The following is a 9702-nucleotide window of genomic DNA, read 5'->3' as shown; positions in this document are numbered from 1 at the left end:
GGAGCCGGCCCGGTACGCCCTCGCCGTGCTGCTGGCCGGCGGCACGGCGACCGCGGTGGGCATCGGCCACCCGTACTGGGCGATGGTGGCGGCGGTCGCCCCGCTCAGCGCCCAGGGCGTCACCGCCCAGCTCGTCCGGGCCACGCACCGGATCCTCGGTACGCTGCTCGGGCTGCTCACCAGCGCGGTGCTGCTCGCGCCGCACCTGCCGCCGTACGCCATCGTGCTCGTGGTGGCGGTGCTGCAGATCGTCACCGAGCTGCTGGTGGGGCGCAACTACGGCCTCGCGCTGCTCTTCATCACCCCGATGGCGCTGCTGATGGGGCAGCTCGCGGTGGCCCGGCCCGCCGGGCAGCTGCTCTTCGACCGGGGGGTGGAGACGCTGATCGGGGCCGCTATCGGTGGCCTGATCGTGCTCTGCGAACCCTGGCTCCGGTCGCGGATCAGCAGTTAGGGCGCGATCGGGAGCTGCCGCTTGTGCGCGGTGGCCCGGTAGCGGGCCTCCAGCGCCGCCGCCACCTCCGCGGGCACCGGCCGGCCCTCCAGGTAGTCGTCGATGTGCTCGTACGCCACGCCGAGCGCGTCCTCGTCCAGCTTGCCGGGGGCCAGGCTCTCCAGGTCCGCGGTGGGCGCCTTGCCGACCAGCTCGGCGGGGGCCCCGAGGGCGGCGGCGAGCGCCCGCACCCGCCGCTTGGTCAGCCCGGTCAGCGGGACCACGTCCGCCGCCCCGTCGCCGTGCTTGGTGAAGAAGCCGGTGACCGCCTCGGCCGCGTGGTCGGTGCCGACCACCAGCCCGTCCATCGCGCCGGCCACCGCGTACTGGGCGATCATGCGCTGCCGGGCCTTCACGTTGCCGTGCACGAAGTCCTGGTGGGCGGCGTCCCGGAAGGCCAGCCCGGCGGCGGTCAGCGCGGCCAGGGCGGCGTCGCTGGCCGGCTGGACGTCGACCGTGAGCACCCGGTCGGGCCGGATGAACGTCAGGGCGGCCTGGGCGTGGTGCTCGTCGGCCTGCACCCCGTACGGCAGCCGCATCGCGACGAAGGTGGCCGGGTGGCCCGCCTCGCGGGCCCGCTCCACGGCGAGCTGGCAGAGCCGCCCGGCGGTGGTGGAGTCCACGCCGCCGCTGATGCCGAGGACCAGCGTGGTCAGCCCGGTGTCGACCAGGCGGTCGGCGAGGAAGACGACCCGCCGTTCGATCTCCGCGGCGGCGTCGAAGGTCGCCGGCACCCGGAGTTCGTCGGCGATCTGCTGCTGGGTGGACAGCACGTCGGTCACGGGGGGGTCCTTTCGGGTCAGGCGGGGCCGAGCAGGTCCCAGGGGTTGCCGGCGAGGTCGCGGAAGACGGCGACCCGGCCGTACGGCTCGGTGCGCGGGGGCTTCACGAACTCGACCTTCGCCTCGACCATCCGCCGGTAGGTGGCGTCGAAGTCGTCGACCTGGAGGAAGAACCCGACCCGGCCGTGCGTCTGGTCGCCCACCGCGGCCTGCTGCCGTTCCCCGTCGGCGCGGGCCAGCAGCAGTCCGGTGCCGCCGCCCGGCGGCCGGACCACCACCCAGCGCTTCGGCCGGCCGTCGTTGGTCAGGGACGGCTTGTCCTCGACCAGCTCGAAGCCGAGCACCTCGGTGAAGAAGGCGATCGCCGGGTCGTACTCGGCGACGACGAGGGTGACGAGATCGATCCGCACCGGACGAGGGTACGCGGTCACGCCGGCAGCTCGTCGCGCCGCCGGCGCAGGTGGCCGGCCTGCGGCGCGCTCAGGTCCAGCGCCAGCGCCCGGTCGTACGCGGCGACCGCCTCGGCCGGTCTGTCGAGGCGGCGCAGCAGTTCGGCGCGGGTGGCGTGCCACCACGGGTAGCCGGCCAGCCCGTCGATCGCGTCGACCAGGGCGAGCCCGGCCGCGGGACCGTCCCGCTCGGTCACCGCCGCGGCCCGGTTCAGCCGGACCACGGGCGTGTCGTGCACGGTGAGCAGCACGTCGTACCAGGAGATGAGAGCGTCCCACGGGGTCCGGTCCCAGCTCGGGGCGAGCGCGTGGCAGGCGGCGATCGCGGCCTGCACCACGTACCGGTCGGGACGGTCCGGGGTGCGGCGCAGCGCCCGGCCGACCAGCTCGACCCCGGCGGTGACGGCGGTCCGGTCCCAGCGGGACCGGTCCTGCTCGGGCAGCAAAAGCAGCCGCCCGTCCCCGCCGGTGCGGGCCGCCCGCCGGGAGCTCTGGAGCAGCAGCAGCGCGTGCAGGCCGAGCACGGTCGGCTCGTCCGGCATCAGTTCGGCCAGCAGCCGGGCCAGTCGCAGCGCCTCGTCGGCCAGGGCGGCGCGGACCAGGTCGGCCCCGGCGCCCGCCGCGTAGCCCTCGTTGAAGATCAGGTAGACGGTGGTGGCGACGCCGGTCAACCGACCGGGCAGCTCCTCGGCCGCCGGCACCCGGTACGGGATGCGGGCCTGGGTGATCTTCTGCTTGGCCCGGGTGAGCCGCTTGGCCAGCGTCGCCTCGGGGACCAGCAGCGCGCGGGCCACCTCGGCGGTGGTCAGCCCGCCGAGGGTCCGCAGCGCGAGCGCCACCTGCGCGTCCAGCGCCAGTGCCGGGTGGCAGCAGGTGAAGACCAGGCGCAGCAGGTCGTCCCGGACCGCCTCCGGCGGCTCCGGCGTGGGGTCGAGCAGGGACACCGCCGCCACCTCCTTGCCGACCCGGTTGGCCTCCCGGCGGATCAGGTCCACCGCCCGCCGCCGCGCCACCACCAGCAGCCAGCCGCGTGGATTGTCGGGCACGCCGTCCCGCGGCCAGGTCTCCAGCGCCCGGACCACCGCGTCCTGGGTGGCGTCCTCGGCGAGGTCGACGCTGCCGGTGACGCGGATCAGCGTGGCGAGGATCCGGGTCCGCTCCTCGCGGACGAGCCGCGCCACGGCCTCCGTCGACGCGTCCGCGTCACCGGGCAGCACCGACGACACCTCAGAACTGGATGACCGGCCGTACCTCGACCGCGCCGGCCCAGGCCGCCGGGATGGTGGCGGCGATCCGGACCGCCTCGTCCAGGTCCGCGCACTCCAGCAGGTAGAAGCCGGTCAGCGCCTCCTTGGTCTCCGCGTACGGACCGTCGGTGGTGAGCACCTCGCCGCCCTTGCCACCCGAGACCCGCACCGTGGTGGCCGTGGCGGTGGGGTAGAGCGCGTTGCCGCCCCGGATCACCGCGGCGGCGGCGGCCCCGAACTCGCTGTACTCCTTCATCTCCGCGGCGTACTCCGGCCGGGTCCAGTCGACGTCGGCGGTGTAGGTCAGCGCGGCGTACAAGGGCATGATCGCCTCCGGTGAGGTCGGTGGCCGGCCCGACGGCCGGCCTCTCACCATAGGGACGATCGGCCCGGCCCGCTCCGGGACACCACGCCGCGGAAATCTCCCGTCAGACCTCGATCAGGGTGGCGAGGTGCCGGTCGACCACGGGGAGCACGTCGGCGACGGTGATCGGCCGGCCCAGTTCGGCGGTGAGCGAGGTGACCCCGGCGTCCCGGATCCCGCACGGCACGATCCGGTCGAAGTAGGTCAGGTCGCAGTCGCAGTTGATCGAGAAGCCGTGCAGGGTGACGCCGCGGGCCACCCGGATGCCGATGGCGGCCACCTTGCGGGCCGGCCCCCGGTCGTCCTCCGGCACCCAGACGCCGCTGCGCCCCTCGACCCGGCCGGCGGAGAGGCCGAACTCGGCGCAGACGTCGATCAGCATCTGCTCCACCCGCCGGACGTACGCGACCACGTCCACCGGGTCGGGCAGGGTGAGGATCGGGTAGCCGACCAGCTGCCCCGGCCCGTGCCAGGTGATCTTTCCGCCGCGGTCCACGTCGATGACCGGGGTGCCGTCCATCGGGCGGTCCCACGGCTCGGTCCGCTTGCCGGCGGTGTAGACGCTGGGGTGCTCCAGCAGCAGCACGGTGTCGCCCTGCTCGCCGGCCACCACGGCCTCGTGCAGCCGGCGCTGCTCGTCCCAGGCGGCCTGGTAGTCGAGCACACCGGCACGGACGGCGGTCAGCCCGGAAGTCGTCACGCTCACCCGTCCAGCCTAGACCCGTCGGCCCCGGCCGGGCGGCGTGAGCCTCGTCGCGTCCCGGCTCAGGGCGGGGGCACCCGCCAGATCCACACGTCGTCCACCCGCTGCGGCGGACCGAGCAGGGCGGTCGCGGTACGCCGCAGCGCGTCCTCGTCGACGTCGTACTTGGCGCCGTGCACCCGGTCGGCCAGCACCACCGTCTCGACCCGCCAGTAGTGCAGGTCGGCCAGGGACTGCCGGATGCTGCCGTCGGTGATGATCGGCACGTAACCGGTCTTGCCGGCCTGGTCCATCAGCGAGTCGAAGGTGCGTGGCACCGGACCGATCCGGCCCCGCCCCTCCGGGCCGCCGGGGCCGAGGAAGAAGCCGGCCGGGATCCGGAACTCGCCCTGCCGGTGCGCCAGGGCGTACGCCTGCCAGCGCTGCCCGTCGGGATAGACGTCGACGGTCAGCGGCAGCGGGGTGAGCACCCCGCCGGGGGAGACGTACCGCTGCCAGGTGCCGCTGGTGACGAACCGCGGGACCGGCTCCCGCACGCTGGTCAGCAGCGGGGTGGGCAGCAACGGCAGCAGCGCGACGGCGAAGCCGGCCGCCCAGGCCGCCCCGGTCCAGCGAGGCCGGGGCGGCCGGCCCCGGAGCCGGTCGACCGCGTACGTCAGCAGCAGGCCGAGCACCGGCGCGACGACCAGGGCGAGCCGGGACGGCAGCGCCGCGTTGATCACCGGCAGGTTGTCCAGCACCCCGAACGGCAGGAGCTGATCGGTGCGGCGGCCGTTCCACCGGGCCTTCGGCCCCCAGGAGAGCACCGCGAACACCACGGCGGTGGCGCCCAGCGCGGTCAGCGTGGCCCGGAAGGCCCGGTCGGCCCGGATCCAGAGGAAGGCGAAGCAGGCGACGGCGAGCAGCAGCAGCGGGATGCCGAAGAAGGAGTTCTCCTCCGTCGGGTTGGGCGCCAGCGAGGTGCCCCACCCGGCCCAGCCGGCGAGCGACCGGCGCGGGTACGACCCGTACGCGGCGATGTCCTCGGAGTGGACGAGCGGGTCGAAGCCGGTGCCGTGGAAGCGCTGCGGCCCGGCGAAGTGCAGCCACAGCGGGTACGCCAGCAGCACCCCGGCCACCACCGCGGTCACCCCGAGCCCGCGCAGGAAGTTCGGCAGCGCGGCCCGGACCTCGTCCCGGCGGGACCGGTGCAGCGCCCAGACCACCAGGAAGAAGGCCAGCGCCAGCGCGGTGAAGAAGAGCCCCTCGGCGGCGATGGTGAAGGCGACCGCGACCAGCACCCCGAGCACGACCCCGCCGCGTACCGCGAGGCCGGGGCGGCGCAGCCGGAACACGCCCCAGATCAGCAGCGGCACCAGCCAGCCGGCGGTCCAGTTCAGGTGCGCGTTGGCGTGGGACACCATCGCCGGGCAGTAGGCGATGAAGAGCGCCCCCACCCCGGCGGCCAGCCGGCTGCCCACCAGGTACCGGCTGAGCAGCCAGTACCAGGCCACCGCGGTGGCGGCCAGGTTGAGGGTGAGGATCACCAGGAAGGTCGCCGGCGGCCCGATCAGGTACGTCAGCGGCGCGAAGACCACCGCGTACACGGTGATCGAGGTGTTGACCGCGAGGTTCACCCCGTCGGGCACGTTGATCAGGTGAGTGAAGAGCGGGTTCTCCCCATGGGTGACGGCGTGCCCGCCGAAGGCCAGCAGCCACTCGAAGAGCGCCTGGTCGCTGGAGTTGACCGTGATGGCGCGGCTGTTCGGGTCCCACCACATCCCGCTGGTCACCCAGACCGCCAGGGCCACGGCGGCCAGCAGCACGGCCAGGTCCGCCCACCGGGTACCGCGAGCGGGCGCGGACGCGGGCGACGGGCTGGCGGCCAGGGACGGCGAGGAGGGCACGGAGCGGACGTTACCAACCGGACCTGGGCACGCCGGGCAGACACGGAACCTGGCGCACACTTCGATAGATGTGAATGTGTGGTCGTCCGCCATTCCGGTCGATGAAACCCGGACGTAACGTTCCGGCAACTCGGGGGTGACCCAGTTCACATTCTGCCACCAGGGAGGTCACCGTGCGCCGCTCCTCATCCCTACTCGCCCGGCTTGCCGGGGCCGCGGCCGGCGTCGTGCTGGCCGCCGCCGTGCTCACCGTCGCCGTGCCCGCGCAGGCCGCCACGCTCACCCAGGTCAGCGGCTTCGGCTCCAACCCGGGAAACCTCGCCATGTACGCGTACCGCCCGGACGGCCTGCCGGCCAACGCACCCGCCGTTGTTTTGCTGCACGGCTGCACTCAGAACGCCTCCGGCTACTTCACCAACTCCGGCTGGCAGAAGTACGCCGACCTGTGGAAGTTCGCGCTGATCGTGCCGCAGCAGTCCAGCAGCAACAACGCCAACTCCTGCTTCAACTGGTTCGACACCGGTGACACCACGCGCGGCCAGGGCGAGGCGCTGTCGATCAAGCAGATGGTCGACTACGCGAAGACGAACTACGGCGTCAACGCCGGCCGGATCTACGTCAGCGGCCTCTCCGCCGGGGCGGCGATGAGCGCGGTCATGCTCGCCACGTACCCGGACGTCTTCGCCGCCGGCTCGATCATCGCCGGCATCCCGTACCGCTGCGCCACCAGCATGACCAACGCCTACTCCTGCATGAACCCCGGAGTGGACAAGGCCCCGGCGCAGTGGGGCGACCTGGTCCGCAACGCCTACTCCGGCTACGCCGGCCCGCGCCCCCGGGTGGTCGTCTGGCACGGCACCTCGGACACCACCGTCGCGCCGATGAACGCCACCGAGTCCCGCGACCAGTGGACCAACGTGCTCGGCCTCTCGCAGACCCCGACCAGCACCGCCTCGCTGCCCGCCGGCACCAGCCTCGAGGTGTACGGCAACGACCAGGTCCGCGTCTACCGGGTCTCCGGCATGGGCCACGGCACCCCGGTGGACCCGGGTTCGGCCACCGACCAGTGCGGCACCGCCACCGCGTACTTCCTGGACACCATCTGCTCGACGTACCGGGACGCGCTCTTCTTCGGCCTCGACGGCGGCACGACGCCCAGCCCGACCCCGACGGCGACCTCGTCACCGAGCCCGTCGCCGTCCCCGACGGCCTCGCCGGTCTGCGTGACCGCCAGCAACTACGCGCACGTGGTCGCCGGCCGGGCCTACCAGTCCGGCGGCTACACCTACGCCCTCGGCTCCAACCAGAACATGGGCCTCTACAACACCTACTACACCACCACGCTCAAGCAGACCGGCCCCAGCTACTGGGTCATCGGCTGCTGACCGCCGGGCTGCCCCGCCCTCGCCGGTTCATTCGGTGAGGGCGGCGTGCAGCGCGCCCGGCAGGTCGGGATGGGCCCAGGTGAAGCCGGCCCCGGTCAGCACGCCGGGAAGGACCCGCGTGCTGGTCAGCGCCTCGTGCGCGAAGCCGCCCAAGGCGATCTTCAACGCCAGTGCCGGGACCGGCATGATCGCCGGCCGGTGCAGTTGCCGGGCCAGTTCCCGGGTGAACTCGGCGTTGGTGACCGGCGCCGGGCCCACCACGTTGACCGGGCCGGCCAGATCGTCCCGGGCCAGCAGGAACGTCACCGCGGCCAGCCAGTCCCGCATCGCGATCCAGGGCAGCCACTGCCGGCCGTTGCCCAGCTTGCCGCCGACGCCCAGCCGGAACGGGATCAGCTGCGGCTTGAGCAACCCGCCGTCGCGGTGCAGCGGCAGCCCGGTGCGCAGCCGCACCACCCGTACGCCCGCGTCCTCGGCCGGGCGGGTGGCGGCCTCCCAGACCCGGCAGACGTCGGCCAGGAAGCCCTCGCCGGCGGGCGCGTCCTCCTCGACCACCCGGTCGCCGGTGTTGCCGTACCAGCCGACGGCGGAGGCGTTGAGCAGGACCGCGGGCCGGTCGGCGGTCGGCAGGCCGGCCACCGTGATCGCCAGCGTGGTGGTGGTGTCCACCCGGCTGGACCGGATCACCTGCTTGTACGCGTCGTCCCAGCGCTTGTCGCCCACCCCGGCGCCGGCCAGGTTGACGATCGCGTCGGTCTCGGCGACCACCTGCGGGTCGAGTTGCGCGGCGGACGGGTTCCACTGCCGCTCGTCGGCGCTGCGGGGTGCGCGGCGGACCAGGCGGGTGACCTGGTGCCCGTCCGCGGTGAGCCGGTCGACCAGTCGGGTGCCGAGGAAGCCGGAGGCCCCGGCCATGAGGATCCGCATGTTCATATCTTCGTGCACGGGGCTGATCCCGGATGGGTTGAGCGAAATCACTCACACGTCCCTCGTGCGACGGCGGGGGATGGCCCAGCCGAGGAAGCGGGTGAAGAGCTGTCCCGGCTCCGGCCCGTCCTCGGGGTGCAGCGTGTGCAGGTGGCCGGCGGCGTCGTGCAGCAGGCCGCCCAGATAGACCAGCAGCGCCACCCGGTCCTCGGCGTACTCGCGCAGAAGGGCGAGCCGGGCCGGCGCGCACGGCCACGGCGAAGCGCAGGCCCGGCACAGCCAGAGCGGCCGTAGCGGCAGGTGCGCGCCGCTCACCACCGGCCGCCATTGGCCCGCCAGGTCTGCGCCGGGGTGAGCCAGCCGGCGCGTCCGACCTGCGGGTTCGCCCGCGTCGCCTCGTCCCACCAGCGGCTGTTGGGAGCCGGGGCGGTCGGTTCGGTGGGGATTGGCGTGTGGCGGTCCGGGCAGGCGGTCCAGCGCATGCCGCACGAGCACCAGCGGCGTCCACGCCGCCAGATCCGTCGGTGTCGGGGCGCGAGCGGCACCGGACCCGCGTTCGGCCGCGGTCGCACCCTCAACACCCCCCAGCGGGTACGCCGACCAGCAGGCCGCCGCGCTCCGCCAGCTCGTCGATCACGTCGTCCGGCAGGCCGCGCGAGCGCAGCACCCGCCGCCCCCAGCGGTGCAGCAGGCACGGGTACGGCGTCCGGTCGCTGCGGCACAGCGCACCGGTCGGCCAGTCCTCGGGGCGGTGCACCAGCATCACCCGGAGGGCGAGTCTCACGTCCTCCACCGTGACGAACCACGGCACCGGCAGTTCGCCGAGCACCTTCTCCATCGCATCCACCGGCACGTCGCTCCGCCTCTCCTTCGGCGCGGCACCGAGACGGGCGGGGGCGGCCGTGCGCGGTCGGCCGGAGCCCGGCACCCGCCCCGGGCCTGCTCACGGGCCCGTCGACAGTCGGTCGCGGGCTGGGGGTGGCACCCGGCCGGCTACCGGGGGAGTGGCCGGCCGGGTGTTCCTGGGACGACCAACTCCGGGTTTGCAGACCAGGGAATCGGTCAGGACGAACTTTGTCAGACAAGACTAGTAAAGTCAACGCCGATCTAGTCCTTGCTTGTCATGTAAAGCTTGGCCGTGATCAAATGGCGGTGCAGACCAGGGAGTCAACATGCCCGCCAAAGCAAAGTGGGCGCAGATCGCGGACCAGATCCGCGATCAAATCGCGTCCGGACAGCTCGCGCCCGGTGAGAAGTTGCCGTCTACAGCCCAACTGAAGGAAGAGCACGGCGTATCTGCCGGCGTCGTGCGTCAGGCGATTCTCGTCCTGCAGATGCAGGGCTGGGTGGAGGGCGTCCACGGGGTCGGTGTGTTCGTCGCCGAGGAACTGCCGGACGGACCGAACAAGACCTGAGATGCGACATGTCTCTGAGACGTAAACATGTCTCAGAGACATGTCGCTCTC

12 protein-coding genes are annotated in these 9702 nt (G+C 73.3%); 3 read left to right on the top strand and 9 right to left on the bottom strand.

What is annotated here, in order from left to right; translation table 11 throughout:
• Positions 1 to 454, top strand: a 454-nt coding sequence (locus ACWEVO_RS19400) for an FUSC family protein (protein WP_452308924.1), incomplete at its 5' end; no start/stop codon positions are given.
• Here the strand turns inward: ACWEVO_RS19400 and nadE are convergent.
• From nadE to ACWEVO_RS19370, 6 genes are all read right to left on the bottom strand, one after another.
• The gene (gene nadE, locus ACWEVO_RS19395) at positions 451 to 1275 is read right to left on the bottom strand and encodes an ammonia-dependent NAD(+) synthetase (RefSeq protein ID WP_452308923.1); all 825 of its coding nucleotides are present in this window, start codon (positions 1273 to 1275) and stop codon (positions 451 to 453) included. The two genes, ACWEVO_RS19400 and nadE, sit on opposite strands and share 4 nt — an antisense overlap.
• A 17-nt stretch (positions 1276 to 1292) precedes the next feature.
• Positions 1293 to 1685: a VOC family protein gene (locus ACWEVO_RS19390; protein ID WP_452308922.1), complete on the bottom strand. Its 393-nt coding sequence runs from the start codon at positions 1683 to 1685 to the stop codon at positions 1293 to 1295.
• Between the two features lie 17 nt (positions 1686 to 1702).
• Positions 1703 to 2941 carry an RNA polymerase sigma factor gene (locus ACWEVO_RS19385; protein WP_452308921.1) on the bottom strand — a complete coding sequence of 413 codons (1239 nt, stop codon included), beginning with the start codon at positions 2939 to 2941 and terminating at the stop codon, positions 1703 to 1705.
• A 10-nt stretch (positions 2942 to 2951) separates the two neighbouring features.
• Entirely contained in the window at positions 2952 to 3296 is a 345-nt protein-coding gene (locus tag ACWEVO_RS19380; RefSeq protein ID WP_452308920.1) for a YciI family protein, read from the bottom strand.
• Positions 3297 to 3399: 103 nt separating this feature from the next.
• A complete protein-coding gene (gene lipB / locus ACWEVO_RS19375) occupies positions 3400 to 4041 on the bottom strand; it encodes a lipoyl(octanoyl) transferase LipB (RefSeq protein ID WP_452308919.1) in 642 nt (213 codons plus the stop codon).
• A 59-nt stretch (positions 4042 to 4100) separates the two neighbouring features.
• Positions 4101 to 5924, bottom strand: a complete 1824-nt coding sequence (locus ACWEVO_RS19370; protein WP_452308918.1) for a DUF2079 domain-containing protein — start codon at positions 5922 to 5924, stop codon at positions 4101 to 4103.
• Positions 5925 to 6097: 173 nt separating this feature from the next.
• Between ACWEVO_RS19370 and ACWEVO_RS19365 the strand changes: the two genes are divergently transcribed.
• Entirely contained in the window at positions 6098 to 7309 is a 1212-nt protein-coding gene (locus ACWEVO_RS19365; protein ID WP_452308917.1) for an extracellular catalytic domain type 1 short-chain-length polyhydroxyalkanoate depolymerase, read from the top strand.
• A 27-nt stretch (positions 7310 to 7336) separates the two neighbouring features.
• On the opposite strand, the gene ACWEVO_RS19360 is transcribed toward ACWEVO_RS19365, so the two are convergent.
• The 3 genes from ACWEVO_RS19360 to ACWEVO_RS19350 form a co-directional block, all read right to left on the bottom strand.
• The gene (locus ACWEVO_RS19360) at positions 7337 to 8236 is read right to left on the bottom strand and encodes a TIGR01777 family oxidoreductase (RefSeq protein ID WP_452308916.1); all 900 of its coding nucleotides are present in this window, start codon (positions 8234 to 8236) and stop codon (positions 7337 to 7339) included.
• 51 nt (positions 8237 to 8287) lie between these two features.
• A complete protein-coding gene (locus ACWEVO_RS19355; RefSeq protein WP_452308915.1) occupies positions 8288 to 8551 on the bottom strand; it encodes a hypothetical protein in 264 nt (87 codons plus the stop codon).
• Positions 8552 to 8810: 259 nt separating this feature from the next.
• The gene (locus ACWEVO_RS19350) at positions 8811 to 9089 is read right to left on the bottom strand and encodes a hypothetical protein (protein WP_452308914.1); all 279 of its coding nucleotides are present in this window, start codon (positions 9087 to 9089) and stop codon (positions 8811 to 8813) included.
• A gap of 319 nt (positions 9090 to 9408) precedes the next feature.
• Between ACWEVO_RS19350 and ACWEVO_RS19345 the strand changes: the two genes are divergently transcribed.
• A complete protein-coding gene (locus ACWEVO_RS19345) occupies positions 9409 to 9651 on the top strand; it encodes a winged helix-turn-helix domain-containing protein (protein ID WP_452308913.1) in 243 nt (80 codons plus the stop codon).
• Positions 9652 to 9702 lie beyond the last annotated feature (51 nt).

Source organism: Micromonospora sp. NPDC003776 (genome assembly GCF_053605645.1).
This window is presented reverse-complemented; position numbering and strand designations above follow the sequence as displayed.

Coding starts and splice junctions, on each gene's coding strand:
- ACWEVO_RS19380 (WP_452308920.1), bottom strand. CDS start 3,296: ATGCCCTTGTACGCCGCGCTGACCTACACCGCCGACGTCGACTGGACC.
- ACWEVO_RS19360 (WP_452308916.1), bottom strand. CDS start 8,236: ATGCGGATCCTCATGGCCGGGGCCTCCGGCTTCCTCGGCACCCGACTG.
- ACWEVO_RS19345 (WP_452308913.1), top strand. CDS start 9,409: ATGCCCGCCAAAGCAAAGTGGGCGCAGATCGCGGACCAGATCCGCGAT.